The sequence below is a fragment of the Salipiger sp. genome, from assembly GCF_059781815.1.
This window is the reverse complement of the sequence record NZ_JBYNAH010000106.1, coordinates 1-16,494: the sequence shown is the minus strand read 5'-3', so window position 1 is coordinate 16,494 and position 16,494 is coordinate 1. Positions and strand designations below refer to the sequence as shown.

The window sequence follows — 16,494 nt, the reverse complement described above, 5'->3', positions numbered from 1 at the left end:
GCGCTGCGCCCCTGTCTTCTCTTCGTCAAAAATACTCCCGCCGGAGGCAGGCCGGCCCGAACGACCGGGCGCGGCGCAGCTTAGGCAACCAGCCGATAGCCGCCCGACTCGGTCACCAGGATGCGCGCGTTGGAGGGATCGGGCTCAATCTTCTGGCGCAGGCGGTAGATATGGGTCTCAAGCGTGTGGGTGGTCACGCCGGCATTGTAGCCCCAGACCTCGTGCAGCAGCACGTCGCGCGGCACCACGCCCTCGGTCGAGCGGTAGAGGAACTTGAGGATGTTCGTCTCCTTCTCGGTGAGGCGGATCTTGCGATCATCCTCGGTCACCAAGAGCTTCATCGACGGTTTGAAGGTGTAGGGCCCAACGGTGAAGACCGCGTCCTCGGACTGCTCGTGCTGGCGCAGCTGGGCGCGGATCCGGGCGAGCAGCACCGGGAACTTGAACGGCTTGGTGACGTAGTCGTTGGCGCCGGCGTCGAGCCCGAGGATGGTGTCGGCATCGGTGTCATGGCCGGTCAGCATGATGATCGGCGCCTTCACGCCTTGCTTGCGCATCAGCCGGCAGAGCTCGCGCCCGTCATTGTCGGGCAGGCCCACGTCGAGGATGATGAGCTCGTAGTTCTGCTCCTTGACCCGGCCCATGGCGGCGCTCGCGGTCTCGGCCTCGAAGACCTCGAAATCCTCGGTCATCACCAGTTGTTCGGCCAGCGCCTCGCGCAGGTCATCGTCGTCATCGACCAGCAGGATGTTCTTGATCTGAGCCATGTGTCTGTCTCCGTTCACGTTTCCCCTCACATGGAAACACCGTTGCGTGCGGGCAAGTTTTGCTGCACCAGTCTCACGCCCTCGTGTTGGAGGAGGGCTTTTGTTACAAGTTCGATGCTGGTTTGTTACAGCGCCGCTGTCCCGGAAGGCCGCCCTCATGCCGCTTGCACCCAACCTGATGGAGATCCTCGCCCGCGCCCGCGCCGACCTGCGCATGGGTGTGCCGGTGGTGCTGTCCGGTGCCGGCGGGCGCGGCTTGTTGGTGCTGGCGGCGGAGACGGTCTCGCCCGAGCGGCTGGCGCTAGTGCGCGAGGCGGGGGCGGAGCTCGACCTGGTGCTGACCGCGCGCAGGGCCGCGACGCTGAAGGCACGGGTCTACGATGGTGATCTGGCGCGGGTGGCGCTGCCGGGGGATGCCGGGCTCGACTGGGTGCGCTCCATCGCCGATCCGGCGGACGACCTGTCCATGCCGATGAAAGGCCCGCTGAAGGAGCGGCGCGGCGGCGACGTGGCGCTGCACAGGCTGGCGATCACGCTGGCGAAATCGGCGCGGCTGCTGCCCGCGGCGCTGGTGCTCGAGGTGGAGGCGCCGCAGGGCGTGGCGCTGCGCGAGAACCTGACGCTGATCGACGGCGTGGCGGCGGCGCCGTCGATGCTGCTGCTTTCGAACCTCGATCACGTGGTCTCGGCGCGGGTGCCGCTGGAGACCGCCGAGAACGCGCGGCTGCACATCTATCGCCCTCAGGACGGCTCCGAGGAGCATTACGCCATCGAGGTCGGCCGCCCCGACCGCGACGCGCCGGTGCTGGCGCGGCTGCACTCGGCCTGCTTCACCGGCGACGTGCTGGGCTCGCTGAAGTGCGATTGCGGTCCGCAGCTGCACGCGGCGCTGGCGAAGATGGGTGAGGAGGGGCACGGGGTGCTGCTCTACCTCAACCAGGAGGGGCGCGGCATCGGGCTGGCCAACAAGATGCGGGCCTACGCGCTGCAGGACCAGGGGTTCGACACCGTCGAGGCCAATCACCGGCTGGGCTTCGAGGATGATGAGCGCGACTTCCGCCTCGGGGCGGAGATCCTGCGGCGCATGGGCTTTGGCTCGGTGCGGCTCCTGACCAACAACCCCAACAAGCTGGCGATGATGGAGCGCTGCGGCATCGCGGTGGCGGAGCGGGTGCCGCTGAAGGTCGGCAAGACCGCGTTCAACGCCCATTACCTCGCCACCAAGGCGGCCAAGTCCGGCCACCTGCTCTAGGCGCGAAGGAGAGCACGCATGGAGATGGTTCTGACGCCCATGGGGCTGCGCTTTGCCGGTCGGCTCTGGCCCTGCTCGGTAGGAAAGGGGGGGATACGCGTCGACAAGCGCGAGGGCGACGGGGCGACGCCGGTCGGCGCGCATCGCATCGCGCTGTGCTTTCACCGGCCCGACCGGGTGGCAGCGCCGGCCCCGTGGTCGGTGCCGATCCTGCCCGGTGACCTGTGGTCCGATGCGTCGGGCGATGCCGCCTACAACACGCTTGTGCGCGCGCCCTACGGGCCGAGCCACGAGCGCATGCGGCGGGCGGATCCGCTTTACGACATCGTGCTGACCACCGACTGGAACTGGCCCGACGCGCAGCCGGGGCGCGGTTCGGCGATCTTCCTGCACCAGTGGCGGCGGCCGGGCTACCCGACCGAAGGCTGCCTGGCCTTCCGCCGGGATCATATCCGCGAGATCGCGGCGCTGGCGGTGCCAGGGACGCGGCTGATCGTGCCCGAGGCGCTGGCGGGGTAGGGAAGGGGGCGCTGCCCCCTCTTGGCGCTTTGCGCCAATTCACCCCCGAGGTATTTTGAAACCAGAGAAGGCAGGAGCACTGCGCCCCTGGCTTCTCTTCGTCAAAAATACTCCCGCCGGAGGCGTCCGAGGGGGACGTCTGCGCGCAGATCGGGCGTGGGCGGTGTCAGGCCTTGCGGCTGAGCAGGTCGACGCCCAGCGTGGTCAGCACCTTCTCCTCGATGTGGCGCGCGTCGAGGCCGGCGGTCTCGTACATGTCCTCGGGGCTGGCGTGGTCGATGAAGGTGTCGGGCAGCACCATGGAGCGGAACCTGAGCCCGTGGTCGAACACGCCCTCGTCGGAGAGCAGCTGCGCCACGTGGCTGCCGAAGCCTCCGACCGAGCCTTCCTCGATGGTGATCAGCGCCTCGTGTTCCGCCGCAAGCTGCAGGATCAGCTCGCGGTCGAGCGGCTTGGCGAAGCGGGCATCGGCCACGGTGGGGGTGATGCCCCGCGCCGAGAGCTTCTCGCAGGCCTTGCGGACCTCGCCCAGCCGCGTGCCGAAGCTCAGAAGCGCCACGCGGCTGCCTTCCGAGACGATGCGGCCGCGGCCGATCTCGAGGATCTCGCCGGTCTCGGGCATCTCGACGCCCTCGCCCTCGCCGCGCGGGTAGCGGAAGGCGATAGGGCCGTCGTCATGCGCGGCGGCGGTGGCCACCATGTGCTTGAGCTCGGCCTCGTCGGCGGCGGCCATCACCACCATGCCCGGAAGGTTGGCCATGAAGGCGATGTCGTAGGCGCCGGCATGGGTGGCGCCATCCGCCCCCACCAGCCCGGCGCGGTCGATGGCGAAGCGCACGGGCAGGCGCTGGATCGCCACGTCATGCACCACCTGGTCGTAGCCGCGTTGCAGGAAGGTCGAGTACATGGCGCAGAACGGCTTCATCCCGCCCGCGGCGAGACCGGCGGCGAAGGTCACGCCGTGCTGCTCGGCGATGCCCACGTCGAACACCCGCGAGGGGTAACGCTCGGCCATCAGGTCGAGCCCGGTGCCGTCGGGCATGGCGGCGGTCACCGCGCAGATGCGGCTGTCCTCGGCGGCAAGGCGCGTCAGCTCCTTGGCGAAGACCTTGGTGTAGGAGGGCGCGTTGGAGGGCGCCTTCTTCTGCTCGCCGGTGGCCACGTCGAACTTGGCGCGGGCATGGCCGCGATCGGCGGAATCCTCTGCCGGCGCATAGCCCTTGCCCTTCTTGGTTAGCACGTGCAGCAGGATCGGCTTGCTGGCGCGGGCGCGCACCATGCGCAGCACCGGCAGCAGCTGGTGCAGGTCGTGGCCGTCGAGCGGGCCGAGATAGTCGAAGCCCAGCTCCTCGAACAGCGTGCCGCCCACGGTCATGCCCTTGAGCATCTCCTTGGCACGCTTGGCGCCCTCGCGGAAGGGCCCGGGCAGCAGCGAGACCGCGCCCTTGGCGGCGGCCTTGAGATCCTGGAACGGCTCCTCCGCATAGAGCCGCGAGAGATAGGACGACATCGCGCCGGTGGGCGGCGCGATCGACATCTCGTTGTCGTTGAGGATGACGATCAGCCGCTTGCCGAGATGGCCCGCGTTGTTCATCGCCTCGTAGGCCATGCCGGCGCTCATCGCGCCGTCGCCGATCACCGCGATGGCATCGCCCGCGCCGGTGTCGCAGACGCCGCCAAGATCGCGCGCCACGGCGAAGCCGAGCGCGGCGGAGATCGAGGTCGAGCTGTGGCCGGCGCCAAACGGATCGTAGGGCGACTCGGAGCGCTTGGTGAAGCCCGAGAGCCCGTCCTTCTTGCGCAGCGTGCGGATGCGGTCGCGGCGGCCGGTCAGGATCTTGTGCGGGTAGGCCTGGTGCGAGACGTCCCAGATCACCTTGTCGCGCGGGGTGTCGAACACTGCGTGCAGCGCCACGGTAAGCTCGACCACGCCGAGGCCAGCGCCGAGATGGCCGCCGGTCTCGGAGACCGCGGCGACGGTTTCGGCGCGCAGCTCGTGGGCGAGTTGCTCGAGCTCGGCATCGGAAAGGCGCTTGAGATCGGCGGGCGTGGCGACCCGGTCGAGAAGCGGCGTTTTGGGGCTGTCAGGCATGCTGTCCCTCGACACTCAGTTCCGGCGGGAGATAACGAAACGGGCGGCCTCCCGCAAGGCGTCGGCCCGGTTTCCATAGGGAGATAGCGCGTCGCAGGCCTCGGTCACGAGGCTCCCGGCGCGCTGTTTTGCCCCATCGAGCCCGAGGAGCGACACGAAGGTGGCCTTGCCACGATCGGCATCCTTGCCCACCGCCTTGCCGACGGTGGCGGCGTCGCCCTCGACATCGAGGATGTCGTCGGCGATCTGGAAGGCAAGGCCGAGGCGCTTGGCATAGGCCGAGAGCGGCGCGAGATCGGCCTGCGCCAGCCGCGCGCCGGCCTCGGCGGACCACGCGATCAGCGCGCCGGTCTTGCCGTCCTGCAGCGCGGTGATCTGCTCGAGCGTGAGCGGCGTGTCGGCGCGCTCGGCGGCCATGTCGAGGGCCTGCCCCAGCACCATGCCGCGGGCGCCGGCGGCGCGGGCGAGGCTCAGGGCCAGATCGGCGCGCACCGCTGCATCGGGGTGGCAGCGCGGGTCCGAGACCATCTCGAAGCCAAGCGCCTGCAGCGCGTCGCCGGCCAGCACGGCGGTGGCCTCGTCCCACTTGCGGTGCACCGTCGGCAACCCGCGGCGCAGGTCGTCATCGTCCATGCAGGGCAGGTCGTCATGCACCAGGCTGTAGGCGTGGATCGCCTCGATGGCGCAGGCCGGCCAGAGCGCGCGCTCCGGCGCAACGTCGTGCAGGCGGGCGCCTTCCAGCACCAGCCAGCCGCGCAGACCCTTGCCGCCGGCGGTGGCGTAGCGCATCGCCTGCGTCACCGGCAGATCGGCGAGATCGCTCAGGACATGATCGAAATGGCCGGCCACGGCGCGGGCGCCGGCCTCAAGGCTGTCGCGGAACATTTGGTGTCAGAGGCCTTCGGCGGCCTTCAGCCCGGCGGGCTGGCCCTCGGCGTCGAGGGTGATCTGGGCGACCTTCTCCTCGGCTTCCTTGAGCTTGGTCTCGCAGCGCGCCTTGAGCTTGGCACCGCGTTCATAGAGCGCGATCGACTGCTCGAGCGGCACCTCGCCGCGTTCGAGCTGCCCCACCACCTGCTCGAGCTCGGCCATGGCCTGTTCGAATGTCATTTCTTCGACGGGCGTGTCGCTCATTTTCCTGCCTCGATCAGTTCTTCCACATGGGCGCGGGCCGAGCCGGCCAGCGCGGCGAGATCATAGCCGCCTTCCAAGACCGAGACCACCCGCCCTTCGCAATGCTCGGCGGCGATCCGGCAGAGCGCGTGGGTGAGCCATGCAAAATCCTCGTCCTGCCAGCGCAGCTGCGCCAGCGGGTCGTCGCGATGGGCGTCGAACCCGGCCGAGAGCACGATCAGCTCGGGGCGGAATTCGCGCAGGCGGGGCAGGGCCTCGGTGGTATAGGCGCGATGCATCTCGGTGCCGCCGCTGCCCGGGGGCAGGGGGAGGTTGAGCACATTGTCATGCGCGCCGCGCTCGCTGGCGGCGCCGGTGCCGGGCCAGAGCGGGAATTGCTGCGACGAGACGAAGAGCGCGCGCGGCTCGTCCCAGAGCAGGTCCTGCGTGCCGTTGCCGTGGTGGACGTCGAAATCGACCACCGCCACGCGCTCGAGCCCGTGGTGATCGAGCGCGTATTTGGCCGCCAGCGCGGCGTTGCCGAACAGGCAAAAGCCCATCGGGGTCTCGCGCTCGGCATGGTGGCCCGGCGGGCGGGTGGCGCAGAAGGCATTGCTTGCCTCGCCCGCCATCACCGCGTCGACGGCGCGGATCGCGGCCCCGGCGCCGCGCCGTGCGCCCCGCATCGAGCCGGGCGACATCCAGGTGTCTTCATCGAGCGCGATCTCACCCTCGGCGGGCTCGGCGCCGGCGATGCGGTCGATGTAGCGTCGCGGGTGGACGCGGGCGAGATCGGCGTCGCTGGCCTCGGGGGCGGTGAGGCGCAGTAGGTCGAGCGGGGCGAGCGCGTGCAGCACGTGCTCGAGCCGGGCCACCTGCTCGGGGTGGCCCTCGGGGGTGACATGCTCGAGGCAATCGGCATGGGTGATCAGCGCGGTGGTCATGACAAAGCCTCCCTCATCGGTCAGGCCCAGCAGACCGCGATTGGCCGGCAGGGACAAGGTGCGAATTTCAGGGGTGGGAGCCGGTCAGTCGGGCGCCAGCATGTAGCCCGCGCCGCGCACGGTCTGCAGGTAGCGCGGCTGCTTCGGGTCGCTCTCGATCTTGCGGCGCAGGCGGGTGATCTGCACGTCGACCGCGCGTTCCTGCGCCTGACCCTTGTCGCGGCCCAGCTCCTCGACCAGCTGAGACCGGCTCAGCGCCTCGCCCGGGCGGGCAGAGAAGATCCGCATCAGCTGGCTTTCGGTGGCGGTGAGGCGCACCAGCTCCTCGCCCTTCCACATCTCGCCGCGCTCGATGTCGTAGCGGATCGGGCCGAGGCCGATGAGCTTGGGCACCGTGTCTTCGGAGGGGGTCTCGGGCATGCGCCGCAGGATCGCGTTGATGCGCAGCAGCAGTTCCTTCGGCTCGAAGGGCTTGGCCAGGTAATCGTCTGCCCCGGCCTCGAGCCCCTTGATGCGGTCCTCGGTCTCGCCGCGGGCGGTGAGCAGCATGATCGGCGTGCTCGAGCTCTCGCGGATCGCGGCGGTGAGCGAGATGCCGTCCTCGCCGGGCATCATCACGTCGAGCACGATCATGTCGAACTCGAGCCCGGTGAGCAGGCGGCGGGCATGCGCGGCATCGCGCGCGGCGCTGACGAGAAAGCCGTTGCGGATCAGGAACTTCTGCAACAGGCCGCGGATGCGCTCGTCATCGTCGACGATTAGGATATGGGCGTCGGGATCGCTCATCCGCGGGCCTCGCGCAGGCCGGAGTAATGGCGGCGCATCTCGGGATCCATCATCGCCTCGAGCACCCGGCGAAAGCCGGCAACGGCCTCGGGGCCGGCCTGCCGGTAGGCGGCGCGCATCCGGGCGCGCTGCGCCTCGGAGAGCTGGTGTTCAAGCGCCGCGCCGGCCTCGGTCAGGAACAGGTGACGCTCGCGCTTGTCGGCGCGTCCGACCCGGCTTTCCACCAGCCCGTCCTCGATCAGGGTGCGCAGGACACGATTGAGCGATTGCTTGGTGACGCCGAGGATCGACAGCAGGTTGTTGACCGTGGTGCCGGGCGCGATGTTGATGAAGTGGATGGCGCGGTGATGCGCGCGACCGTATTGCAGGCCCTGCAGCAAGCGGTCGGGATCGCCGGAAAACGCCCGATACCCAAAGAACATCGCCTCGATGAAAAGCCGCAGCACTAAGACGGTGAGATAGAGCAGCAACTCGCCGCCATGTCCCTGACTGCCCGGACCGTCTGCCATCGCTGCCCCCTCCGTCTTCCGTCTTTTGCGGCAGTTTAAGTCAGCCTTGTTGACATTCCAATAGCAAACTGGTAGCGAGTCGCAGTTTTTCCGCAATTATATGTCCGCATCGGACGTAAGTTGCGCAACAAATGAAAAGGCGCCGAGAAGGAGACTCGCTATGGAAGGTGCGTATGACGACCGCGACGGAAAGATCTGGCTCGATGGGCAGCTGGTGGAGTGGCGGGACGCGAAGGTGCACGTACTGACCCACGCGCTGCACTATGCGAGCTCGGTCTTCGAGGGCGAGCGGGCCTACGAGGGCAAGATCTTCCTCGGCCACGAGCATTCCGAGCGCCTGATCGCCTCGGCGAAATCGCTCGACTTCGAGATCCCCTACACCGCCGACGAGATCGACGCGATCAAGGATGAGGTGCTCAAGGTCAACGGCTTCACCAACGCCTATGTGCGTGCCGTGGCCTGGCGCGGTGCCGGCCCGGATATGGGGGTCGCCTCGTCGCGCAACCCGGTGCAGCTCGCCGTGGCCGCGTGGGAATGGGGCAACTACTATGGCGACGCCAAGACCAAGGGCGCCAAGCTCGACATCGCCAAGTGGAAGCGCCCCTCGCCGGAGACCATCCCGGTGCATGCCAAGGCCGCCGGCCTCTACATGATCTGCACCATGTCCAAGCACGCCGCCGAGGCGAAGGGCTGCTCGGATGCGCTGTTCATGGATTACCGCGGCTACGTGGCCGAGGCGACCGGCGCCAACATCTTCTTCGTGAAGGATGGCGAGGTGCACACGCCGCTGGCCGACTGCTTCCTCAACGGCCTGACCCGCCAGACGGTGATCCGGCTGCTGAAGGAGAAGGGCATCACCGTGCACGAGCGCCACATCATGCCCGAGGAGCTTGAAAGCTTCGAGCAGTGCTGGCTCACCGGCACCGCTGCCGAGGTCACCCCGGTGGGGCAGATCGGCGATTACAGCTTTGAGGTCGGCGCGTTGACCCTCGACATCGCCGAGACCTACGAGACGCTGGTGCGCAGCTGAGGCTGACACCTCTTCGATGAGACAGGGCACCCCGAGGCTGAGGCCGCGGGGTGTTTTGCGTTGTTGGGAGGTTGGGACGTCCTTCTTCAGAGCCAGGGCTCGAACCACGATTGCGCGGAAATAAGGCCGCCGCGCCATCGCCGGCCCGCCCCGACGGGCTGGCGATTTGGTTGGGTTGGGCAACGCGTGTCGAGGTCCTTCGGATCTGGCCAAGATAAATCAAGAGGTTCAAGGCGCAGGTCGCCATCCCGCGGGCCGTCGATGGCGCGGCGGCGTCCCAGGCCATGTGGCTTCGCCCAGGCGGGCCGGGAAACGCAAGCGCGCCATCCCTTGCACGCGCGCCCCCAACCCTCCCCCGACGTTAACGGTCACACCAGCGCTTGAACGCCCCGCGCCTTGGTGTCACCTTGCCTCGCAAATAACGTGACGAGGCAGGCATGCAGGACAACCACGCACCGCTGGAGATCGTGTCTCCCGAGGCCCCGGAGGCCGCGCTCTTTACCGATGCGGCGCAGGCCGTCGACCGACTCTGCGCGCTCTACGATTTATCGATCACCTTCCTGCACGACCGCTTCCTTGATGCCATGGCCAACGGCCACCCTGGCGTGCGTCTTCGCGCCTTCTACCCCGAGGTGCGGATCACCACCGGCACCCATGCCAAGGTCGACAGCCGCCTGAGCTTTGGCCACGTCGCGGCCCCCGGCACCCATGCCACCAGCATCACCCGGCCCGATCTCTTCCGGCACTACCTCAAGCAGCAGATCGCGCTCCTGCTCGAGAACCACCAGGTCGCGGTGCAGATCGGCCTGTCTACGACGCCGATGCCGGTGCATTTCGCCGTCGCCAATTATCCCGACCTCGCCGTGCCGCAGGAGGGCGCCGGGCGTTTCATCCTGCGCGACGTGTTCGACGTGCCCGATCTCACGGTGACCAATGACGACATCGTCAACGGCGTGGCCAAGCCCGCCGAGGATGGCGCCGGGCCGCTGGCGCCCTTCACCGCGCAGCGGGTCGACTACTCGCTGGCGCGGCTGGCGCATTACACCGCCACTGACCCGCAGCATTTCCAGAACCACGTGCTGTTCACCAACTACCAGTTCTATGTCAGCGAGTTCGAAGCCTATGCCCGACAGCAGCTCGCCGACCCCGAGAGCGGCTACACAAGCTTCGTCTCGACCGGCAATGTCGAGATCACCGACTCTGAGGCCGAGATCCCGCCGAGCCTGAAGATGCCGCAGATGCCGACCTACCATCTCAAGCGCAAGAACGGCTCGGGCATCACGCTGGTCAATATCGGGGTGGGGCCCTCCAACGCCAAGACCGCCACCGACCACATCGCCGTGCTGCGCCCGCATGCCTGGCTGATGGTCGGCCATTGCGCCGGGCTGCGCAGCTCGCAGAGCCTTGGCGATTTCGTGCTCGCCCACGCCTATCTGCGCGAGGACAAGGTGCTCGACGACGACCTGCCGGTCTGGGTGCCGATTCCGGCGCTGGCCGAGATCCAGGTGGCGCTCGAGCAGGCGGTGGCCGAGGAGACCCAGCTCGACGGCTACGACCTCAAGCGCATCATGCGCACCGGCACCGTGGCTTCGGTCGACAACCGCAACTGGGAGTTGCGCGACCAGTCCGGCCCGGTGCAGCGGCTGAGCCAGTCGCGCGCCGTGGCGCTCGACATGGAGAGCGCCACCATCGCCGCCAACGGCTTCCGCTTCCGGGTGCCCTATGGAACGCTGCTCTGCGTCAGCGACAAGCCGCTGCATGGTGAGCTGAAATTGCCGGGCATGGCCAGCGACTTCTACAAGACTCAGGTTGCACGCCACCTGATGATCGGGATACGAGCCATGGAACGGCTGCGCGGGATGCCTCTGGAACGCCTGCACAGCCGCAAACTGCGTAGCTTTGAGGAAACAGCTTTCCTCTGACTTGGGTGTAACAGTGCCGATACACCGCTAAATGCGCAGTTTTCCCTTGCAAACAGCCCCTAATCGTTGTGTTTGAAACCCAGATGATGTTACTTTCCCGTATCGAGGCCCAATCGTTCGGGCAGCTAAGGAGACCATGAAATGGCGAAACCGATGACCAAGACCCAGCTGGTGGCCGCTCTGGCCGAGGAGATGGGCGCAGACAAGAAGACCGCCTCCACCGCGCTGGATGCGATCACCGGGATCATCACCAAGGAAGTGGCTGGCGGCGGTGCCGTGACCCTTCCGGGCGTTGGCAAGATCTACTGCCGCGAGCGTCCCGAGCGCATGGTGCGCAACCCCGCCACCGGCGAACAGTTCAAGAAAGAAGCCGACAAGCAGGTCAAGATGACCATCGCGAAGGCTCTGAAGGACAGCGTCAACGGCTGACCCCAGCCCGGACGACCGAATTCTCGAAAAGGACCGCCTCGGGCGGTCCTTTTTGCATCCGGGTGCCGCCTTCGCAGGGGTGGAGGTGCGGGTTTAATATGCTGATATAGAACGAATTTATAGATCTTCGGGGCGTTGCGGCTTGCACTTGATGCCCGTCAACGCGGTCTCTCCTAACGTATCGTAAAATGCGCATATGTTGGCGCCGGCCAAGAGGCAGCGCACGTGAAGGAGGAGGACCATCATGAAGACAGGTATCGTTGCAATGGCGCTCGCCATGGTTGTCGCGAGCGGAGCGTTTGCCGGGCCCGGGGCCGAGGCGGTGCAGGAGGCGCTTGCCGGGCAGGGCTACAGGAACATCCAGGTCGAGAAGACCGGGCAGGGGCTGCGGATGAGCGGCCAGAAGGGGCAAGACATCGCTGTGGTCATTCTCGATGAGGAGACCGAAGAGGTGATCGCGCAGGGCAAGTTCCGAAAGGGCGAGCGGATCGGCGACGAGGTGATTCCCGCCAAGCATCACAAGGATGACGGGGTGAAGTACGGCGACCGCGAACACGACCGGACCGCCGGAAATGATGACGGCGAACGCCATCACAAGGATGACGGCGAAGCCGGGGGCGAACACAGCCACTCCAAGTCGCAAAGCGGCAAGGACTGACTCGCACCCTTTGGCCTGTTTCGGAGATCGACACGGCCCGCCAATGGCGGGCCGCGCTGCGTTTCGGGGAATATGAGGCGGCTCAGAGCAGTTCGGTCATGACCTCGATATTGCCCTGGGTGGCGTTCGAGTAGGGGCAGATGAAGTGGCCGCGCTCGGTGATGGTCTTCGCCACGTCGTGGGGCACTCCCGGCAGCGCGACCTTGAGCGTCACCTTCAGCCCGAAGCCGCCATCCGAGCGGCCCCCGATCCCCACCTCTGCGGTCACGCTGGCATCGTCCGGCACGGTGCCCAGCTTCTCGCTGCTGGCGGCAAAGCGCATCGCCCCGAGATAGCAGGCGGCGTAACCGAGGGCGAAGAACTCTTCCGGGTTGTGGCCCTTGCCGTCGCCGCCAAGCTCCTTCGGGCTCGACATGGTGGCGGTGAGCATGCCGCTGGCCAGTTTCGACTGGCCGTTGCGGCCACCGCCGGTGGCGGTGGCTTCGGTGGTGTATTTGATGTCGACGCTCATCGGATATCCTTTCGCCCATGAATAAATCGTGTGCGATATAAATGGGTGCGATATTCCTGATGTCAACATTCTTGTCATCCGCCGACGCGGGTTCTACCTATTTCTGATGCAGCTGACCCCGCCAGACATGATCTGTTTCGCGCTCTATTCGGCGCAGCACGCGATGCAGCAGGCCTATGCTGAGCTGCTCGACGGGCTTGGCCTGACCTATCCGCAATATCTGGTGATGACGGCGCTCTGGGCCGAGGACGGGCGCACCGTGGGGGCCCTCGGGCGCGACCTGCAGCTCGAATCGAACACGCTCACGCCAATGTTGAAGCGTCTCGAGGGGCAGGGGCTGGTCAGCCGCACGCGCGACAGCAAGGACGAGCGGCGGGTGCTGATCCGGGTCACCGAGCAGGGCCGCGCGCTTCAGGAGCAGGCTGCGAGCATCCCCGAATGCCTTGCCGCGCGCATCGGCCTGCCGGTGGCGGATCTCATCCGCCTGCGCGACGAGCTTCAGGATCTGCGGCAGCGTCTGCGCAAGGCGGACGAGACAGGCTAGGGCGCCGCCTCAGGCGACGGCGCCGAGCTTGACGATCTGCCGGCCGGACTCGTCGAAATTCTCCGGCGCGAGCCAGTGCTCGAACCGCGCCTTGAGCGCGGGCCATTCCCGATCCAGCACCGAGAACCACGCGGTATCGCGATTGCGGCCCTTGACGATCGTGGCCTGCCGGAAGGTGCCCTCGTACTGGAAGCCGAGCCGCTGGGCGGCGCGTCGCGACGGCATGTTGAGCGCGTCGCATTTCCACTCGTAGCGGCGGTAGCCCAGTTCGTCGAAGGCGCGCGCCATCATCAGGTACATCGCCTCGGTGGCGCCGGCGGTCTTCTGCAGGCGCGGCGACATGTGGATGAAGCCGACCTCGATCGACCCAACGGCCGGGTCAATGCGCAGGTAGGAGCAGAACCCGACAGGCTGGCCCTCGGGCGTGCAGATGGCGAAGTAGAGCGGATCCTCGCTGGCCTCGGCCATGGCGGCCCAGGCTGTTGCATCCGCCAGGTCGGCGAAGGGGCCGCGCGGCAGGTAGGTCCAGCCGCGCCCCGCTTTGTCCTCGGCGAAGGTCTCGAAGAGGGCAGGGGCGTGGGCCACGGTCAGCGGCTCGAGCCGCACATACCGTCCCTCGTTGACGCGCCGCTCGGGGCGCGGGCGGGGGAAGCTCCCGTCGACCGGCTGGCCGACGGGTTGCCCCAGATCGTTCACGGGAGTGTCGGTCATGGATCAGGCGAAGACCTTGGTCAGGCTCTGGTCCACCGCGTCGACGATCTGGTCGATGTCGTCGCTGGTGGCGATCAGCGGCGGCGCGAAGCACAGCACGTTGTTCAGCCCCGGGACCGAGCGGTTGGTCGCGCCGATGATGACGCCGGCGGCGGCACAGGCGCCGACCACAGCGCCGATCTGCTTCTCGGCGACCGGCTCCTTGGTGGCGCGATCCTTGACCAGCTCGAGCCCGAGGAACAGGCCCTTGCCGCGCGCCTCGCCCACCACGGCGTGTTTGTCGCCGAGGGCGGCCAGTTTCTCGAGCATGTACTCGCCCATCTTGGTGGTGTTCTCGAGCAGGTTCTCGTCCTCGATGATGCGCATGTTCTCAAGCGCCGCGGCGGGGCCGGCGGTGCAGCCGCCGAAGGTCGAGATGTCGCGGAAGTAGTTCATCGGATCGCTGTCATCGTCCTTGAACATGTCGAAGACGCGCTCGGAGGTGACGCAGCAGGCGATGGCGGCGTAGCCCGAGGCGACGCCCTTCGCCATGGTGACGAAATCCGGCTCGATGCCGTAATGCTGGTAGCCGAACCAATGGGTGCCGGTGCGGCCCACGCCGCAGACGACCTCGTCGATATGCAGCAGGATGTCGTACTTGCGGCAGATCTCCTGCACGCGCTCCCAGTAGCCCGGCGGTGGCACGATGACGCCGCCCCCGGCGGTCACCGGCTCGAGGCAGAGCGCGCCTACTGTGTCGGGGCCCTCGCGCAGGATGACCTCCTCGATGGCGTCGGCGGCGCGCCGGCCATAGGCCTCGCCGGTAAGATCCCACTGGGCGCGGTACTCGAGGCAATGCGGCACCTCGACAAAGCCCGGCGCAAAGGGGCCGTACTGCATGTTGCGCTCGACCTGACCGCCCGCGGACATCGCGCCAATGGTCGAGCCGTGGTAGTCGCGCTCGCGGTAGAGGATCTTGTGCTTCTTGCCGCCATAGCGCTTGTGGGCGATCTGGCGGACCATCTTGAAGGCCTTCTCGTTCGCCTCCGAGCCCGAGTTGGTATAGTAGACCCGGCTCATGCCCGGCATCTTCGAGATCAGCTTCTCGGCAAACAGGGCGCCCGGCACCGAGCCCGCGGCACCGGCGAAATAGTTCAGCTTCATCAGCTGTTCCGACATCGCATCGACGATCGACTTGCGGCCGTAGCCCACGTTGACGGTCCAGACCGCGCCGGAGACGGCATCGATATGCTCGCGGCCGTGCTGGTCCCAGACCCGCAGGCCCTTGCCCTCGACGATGATGCGCGGGTCGCTGGTCTCGAACGGCTTGTGCTGCGTCAGATGATGCCACACGTGGCGCTTGTCGGCCTCGACAACGTGGCTGAGATCGTTCTGCGTGAGCGTGCCGTCCATTTTTCCTGTCTCCTGGGAAGCGTGATTCCGGCCCCGGGGCCGTCTGGCGCGAATGTTAGCACACACATATTCGGTGCTGGCAACACCCGCGGCGCCTCGCGAGGGGGGCCGGGCTGCGGATTGCGGGGAAACCCGGCATCGGGGGCGGGGCCTGCCAACTGTGCAACTGCACGCAAATCGGGCGCATTTTTTGGAAAAACCATTGATTGGCCGCTCAATTTCGGCTCGGATTGGCCCGAGGCGCGCGGCTCTGCCGCCTGCGCCCCCACACAAGGCCCCGCCATGAAGCAGGGGCCGGATGACAGGGAGAGTCATGATGAAGACAATCAAGGGCCTCATGGCGGGTGCCGCCGCCGCTGCGCTGATGACCGGTGCCGCCAGCGCAGAGACGATCACCGTGGGCTATTTCCTCGAGTGGCCGATGCCGTTCGAATACGCCAAGGCCGAGGGCATGTACGAAGAGGCGATGGGCGTCGATATCAACTGGGTGAGCTTCGACACCGGCACCGCGATGAGCGCCGCGATGGCCTCGGGCGACGTGCATCTTTCGGTGAGCCAGGGCGTGCCGCCCTTCGTGGTCGCGGCCTCGGCCGGGCAGGATCTGCAGATCCTCGACGTGGCGGTGAGCTATGCCGACAACGACAATTGCGTCGTCGCCGAAGCGCTCGAGATCGACAAGGACTCCGCCGATGAGCTGGCCGGCAAGAAGGTCGCCGTGCCGCTGGGCACCGCCGCGCATTACGGTTTCCTCAAGCAGATGGATCACTTCGGCGTCGATATCTCCGGCATGGAGATCGTCGACATGGCGCCGCCCGACGGCGCCGCGGCCATTGCGCAGGGCTCGGTCGACATGGCCTGCGGCTGGGGCGGCTCGCTGCGCCGCATGAAGGAGCACGGCAACGTGCTGCTGACCGGCGCCGAGAAGGAAGAGCTAGGCATCCTGGTGTTCGACGTGACCTCCGGCCCGGCGGGTTGGGTGGCCGAGAACTCGGACCTCGTGGCGCAGTTCCTCAAGGTGACCGCCGATGCCAACGCCATGTGGGCTGACGAGGCAAATCACGAGATGATGCTGCCGGTGATCGCCAAGGATGCCGGCATGGACGAAGATGCCACCGCCGAGACGCTGGCCACCTTCGTCTTCCCGACCGTCGAGGACCAGCTCACCGAGAAGTGGCTGGGCGGCGGCGCGCAGGAGTTCATGAAGGGCGTGGCGGATGTCTTCGTCGCGGCGGGCTCGATCGACGCGGCGCTCGACAGCTATGCCGACGCGGTCAACACCGGCCCGCTCGAGGCGGCCTCGGGCATGTAAGACGCG

At 67.2% G+C, this 16,494-nt stretch carries 18 protein-coding genes; 8 read left to right on the top strand and 10 right to left on the bottom strand.

Annotated elements, in window-relative coordinates; all coding sequences use genetic code 11:
* Positions 1 to 80: 80 nt before the first annotated feature.
* Entirely contained in the window at positions 81 to 767 is a 687-nt protein-coding gene (locus AC6RA4_RS13620; RefSeq protein ID WP_222602751.1) for a response regulator transcription factor, read from the bottom strand.
* A gap of 157 nt (positions 768 to 924) precedes the next feature.
* Between AC6RA4_RS13620 and ribA the strand changes: the two genes are divergently transcribed.
* Both ribA and AC6RA4_RS13610 read left to right on the top strand, forming a co-directional pair.
* Entirely contained in the window at positions 925 to 2,019 is a 1,095-nt protein-coding gene (ribA, locus tag AC6RA4_RS13615; protein WP_500161148.1) for a GTP cyclohydrolase II, read from the top strand.
* A gap of 18 nt (positions 2,020 to 2,037) precedes the next feature.
* A complete protein-coding gene (locus tag AC6RA4_RS13610) occupies positions 2,038 to 2,538 on the top strand; it encodes a L,D-transpeptidase family protein (RefSeq protein WP_500161146.1) in 501 nt (166 codons plus the stop codon).
* Positions 2,539 to 2,704: 166 nt separating this feature from the next.
* Here the strand turns inward: AC6RA4_RS13610 and dxs are convergent, their stop codons facing one another.
* From dxs to AC6RA4_RS13580, 6 genes are all read right to left on the bottom strand, one after another.
* Positions 2,705 to 4,630, bottom strand: a complete 1,926-nt coding sequence (gene dxs, locus AC6RA4_RS13605) for a 1-deoxy-D-xylulose-5-phosphate synthase (protein WP_500161144.1) — start codon at positions 4,628 to 4,630, stop codon at positions 2,705 to 2,707.
* Between the two features lie 15 nt (positions 4,631 to 4,645).
* Entirely contained in the window at positions 4,646 to 5,515 is an 870-nt protein-coding gene (locus AC6RA4_RS13600) for a polyprenyl synthetase family protein (protein ID WP_500161142.1), read from the bottom strand.
* A 6-nt stretch (positions 5,516 to 5,521) separates the two neighbouring features.
* Positions 5,522 to 5,764, bottom strand: coding sequence for an exodeoxyribonuclease VII small subunit (locus AC6RA4_RS13595; protein WP_007793548.1), 243 nt, complete (start codon positions 5,762 to 5,764; stop codon positions 5,522 to 5,524).
* Positions 5,761 to 6,687: a histone deacetylase family protein gene (locus AC6RA4_RS13590; RefSeq protein ID WP_500161140.1), complete on the bottom strand. Its 927-nt coding sequence runs from the start codon at positions 6,685 to 6,687 to the stop codon at positions 5,761 to 5,763. The genes AC6RA4_RS13595 and AC6RA4_RS13590 overlap by 4 nt, the downstream gene beginning before the upstream one ends.
* Before the next feature lie 84 nt (positions 6,688 to 6,771).
* Entirely contained in the window at positions 6,772 to 7,473 is a 702-nt protein-coding gene (locus AC6RA4_RS13585; RefSeq protein ID WP_500161138.1) for a response regulator, read from the bottom strand.
* Entirely contained in the window at positions 7,470 to 7,982 is a 513-nt protein-coding gene (locus tag AC6RA4_RS13580) for a MarR family winged helix-turn-helix transcriptional regulator (protein ID WP_500161136.1), read from the bottom strand. Before AC6RA4_RS13580 ends, AC6RA4_RS13585 begins: the two co-directional genes overlap by 4 nt.
* Before the next feature lie 160 nt (positions 7,983 to 8,142).
* Here AC6RA4_RS13580 and AC6RA4_RS13575 point away from each other — a divergent pair, with 160 nt between their 5' ends.
* From AC6RA4_RS13575 to AC6RA4_RS13560, 4 genes are all read left to right on the top strand, one after another.
* On the top strand, positions 8,143 to 9,012 hold the full coding sequence (locus tag AC6RA4_RS13575) for a branched-chain amino acid aminotransferase (protein WP_500161134.1): 870 nt from the start codon (positions 8,143 to 8,145) through the stop codon (positions 9,010 to 9,012).
* A gap of 437 nt (positions 9,013 to 9,449) precedes the next feature.
* Positions 9,450 to 10,934 carry an AMP nucleosidase gene (locus AC6RA4_RS13570; protein WP_500161132.1) on the top strand — a complete coding sequence of 495 codons (1,485 nt, stop codon included), beginning with the start codon at positions 9,450 to 9,452 and terminating at the stop codon, positions 10,932 to 10,934.
* Between the two features lie 141 nt (positions 10,935 to 11,075).
* Positions 11,076 to 11,363 (top strand): HU family DNA-binding protein, encoded by a 288-nt coding sequence (locus tag AC6RA4_RS13565; RefSeq protein WP_500161130.1) that lies wholly within the window; start codon positions 11,076 to 11,078, stop codon positions 11,361 to 11,363.
* 244 nt (positions 11,364 to 11,607) lie between these two features.
* Positions 11,608 to 12,021 carry a hypothetical protein gene (locus AC6RA4_RS13560; RefSeq protein ID WP_500161128.1) on the top strand — a complete coding sequence of 138 codons (414 nt, stop codon included), beginning with the start codon at positions 11,608 to 11,610 and terminating at the stop codon, positions 12,019 to 12,021.
* Between the two features lie 82 nt (positions 12,022 to 12,103).
* On the opposite strand, the gene AC6RA4_RS13555 is transcribed toward AC6RA4_RS13560, so the two are convergent.
* On the bottom strand, positions 12,104 to 12,532 hold the full coding sequence (locus AC6RA4_RS13555; protein ID WP_500161126.1) for an organic hydroperoxide resistance protein: 429 nt from the start codon (positions 12,530 to 12,532) through the stop codon (positions 12,104 to 12,106).
* Positions 12,533 to 12,659: 127 nt separating this feature from the next.
* On the opposite strand from AC6RA4_RS13555, the gene AC6RA4_RS13550 reads away from it, so the two are divergent.
* Entirely contained in the window at positions 12,660 to 13,076 is a 417-nt protein-coding gene (locus tag AC6RA4_RS13550; protein ID WP_500161124.1) for a MarR family winged helix-turn-helix transcriptional regulator, read from the top strand.
* A gap of 9 nt (positions 13,077 to 13,085) precedes the next feature.
* Here the strand turns inward: AC6RA4_RS13550 and AC6RA4_RS13545 are convergent, their stop codons facing one another.
* Both AC6RA4_RS13545 and AC6RA4_RS13540 read right to left on the bottom strand, forming a co-directional pair.
* Positions 13,086 to 13,787 (bottom strand): GNAT family N-acetyltransferase, encoded by a 702-nt coding sequence (locus AC6RA4_RS13545; RefSeq protein ID WP_500161122.1) that lies wholly within the window; start codon positions 13,785 to 13,787, stop codon positions 13,086 to 13,088.
* A gap of 3 nt (positions 13,788 to 13,790) precedes the next feature.
* Complete coding sequence (locus AC6RA4_RS13540) at positions 13,791 to 15,179, bottom strand: aminotransferase family protein (RefSeq protein WP_500161121.1); 1,389 nt, start codon at positions 15,177 to 15,179, stop codon at positions 13,791 to 13,793.
* 316 nt (positions 15,180 to 15,495) lie between these two features.
* Here AC6RA4_RS13540 and AC6RA4_RS13535 point away from each other — a divergent pair, with 316 nt between their 5' ends.
* Entirely contained in the window at positions 15,496 to 16,488 is a 993-nt protein-coding gene (locus AC6RA4_RS13535) for a taurine ABC transporter substrate-binding protein (protein WP_500161119.1), read from the top strand.
* Positions 16,489 to 16,494 lie beyond the last annotated feature (6 nt).

Bases quoted from the DNA above. Each gene is read 5' to 3' on its own strand.
- AC6RA4_RS13620 (WP_222602751.1), bottom strand. From the start codon at position 767: ATGGCTCAGATCAAGAACATCCTGCTGGTCGATGACGACGATGACCTG.
- ribA (WP_500161148.1), top strand. From the start codon at position 925: ATGCCGCTTGCACCCAACCTGATGGAGATCCTCGCCCGCGCCCGCGCC.
- AC6RA4_RS13610 (WP_500161146.1), top strand. From the start codon at position 2,038: ATGGAGATGGTTCTGACGCCCATGGGGCTGCGCTTTGCCGGTCGGCTC.
- dxs (WP_500161144.1), bottom strand. From the start codon at position 4,630: ATGCCTGACAGCCCCAAAACGCCGCTTCTCGACCGGGTCGCCACGCCC.
- AC6RA4_RS13600 (WP_500161142.1), bottom strand. From the start codon at position 5,515: ATGTTCCGCGACAGCCTTGAGGCCGGCGCCCGCGCCGTGGCCGGCCAT.
- AC6RA4_RS13595 (WP_007793548.1), bottom strand. From the start codon at position 5,764: ATGAGCGACACGCCCGTCGAAGAAATGACATTCGAACAGGCCATGGCC.
- AC6RA4_RS13590 (WP_500161140.1), bottom strand. From the start codon at position 6,687: ATGACCACCGCGCTGATCACCCATGCCGATTGCCTCGAGCATGTCACC.
- AC6RA4_RS13585 (WP_500161138.1), bottom strand. From the start codon at position 7,473: ATGAGCGATCCCGACGCCCATATCCTAATCGTCGACGATGACGAGCGC.
- AC6RA4_RS13580 (WP_500161136.1), bottom strand. From the start codon at position 7,982: ATGGCAGACGGTCCGGGCAGTCAGGGACATGGCGGCGAGTTGCTGCTC.
- AC6RA4_RS13575 (WP_500161134.1), top strand. From the start codon at position 8,143: ATGGAAGGTGCGTATGACGACCGCGACGGAAAGATCTGGCTCGATGGG.
- AC6RA4_RS13570 (WP_500161132.1), top strand. From the start codon at position 9,450: ATGCAGGACAACCACGCACCGCTGGAGATCGTGTCTCCCGAGGCCCCG.
- AC6RA4_RS13565 (WP_500161130.1), top strand. From the start codon at position 11,076: ATGGCGAAACCGATGACCAAGACCCAGCTGGTGGCCGCTCTGGCCGAG.
- AC6RA4_RS13560 (WP_500161128.1), top strand. From the start codon at position 11,608: ATGAAGACAGGTATCGTTGCAATGGCGCTCGCCATGGTTGTCGCGAGC.
- AC6RA4_RS13555 (WP_500161126.1), bottom strand. From the start codon at position 12,532: ATGAGCGTCGACATCAAATACACCACCGAAGCCACCGCCACCGGCGGT.
- AC6RA4_RS13550 (WP_500161124.1), top strand. From the start codon at position 12,660: ATGATCTGTTTCGCGCTCTATTCGGCGCAGCACGCGATGCAGCAGGCC.
- AC6RA4_RS13545 (WP_500161122.1), bottom strand. From the start codon at position 13,787: ATGACCGACACTCCCGTGAACGATCTGGGGCAACCCGTCGGCCAGCCG.
- AC6RA4_RS13540 (WP_500161121.1), bottom strand. From the start codon at position 15,179: ATGGACGGCACGCTCACGCAGAACGATCTCAGCCACGTTGTCGAGGCC.
- AC6RA4_RS13535 (WP_500161119.1), top strand. From the start codon at position 15,496: ATGAAGACAATCAAGGGCCTCATGGCGGGTGCCGCCGCCGCTGCGCTG.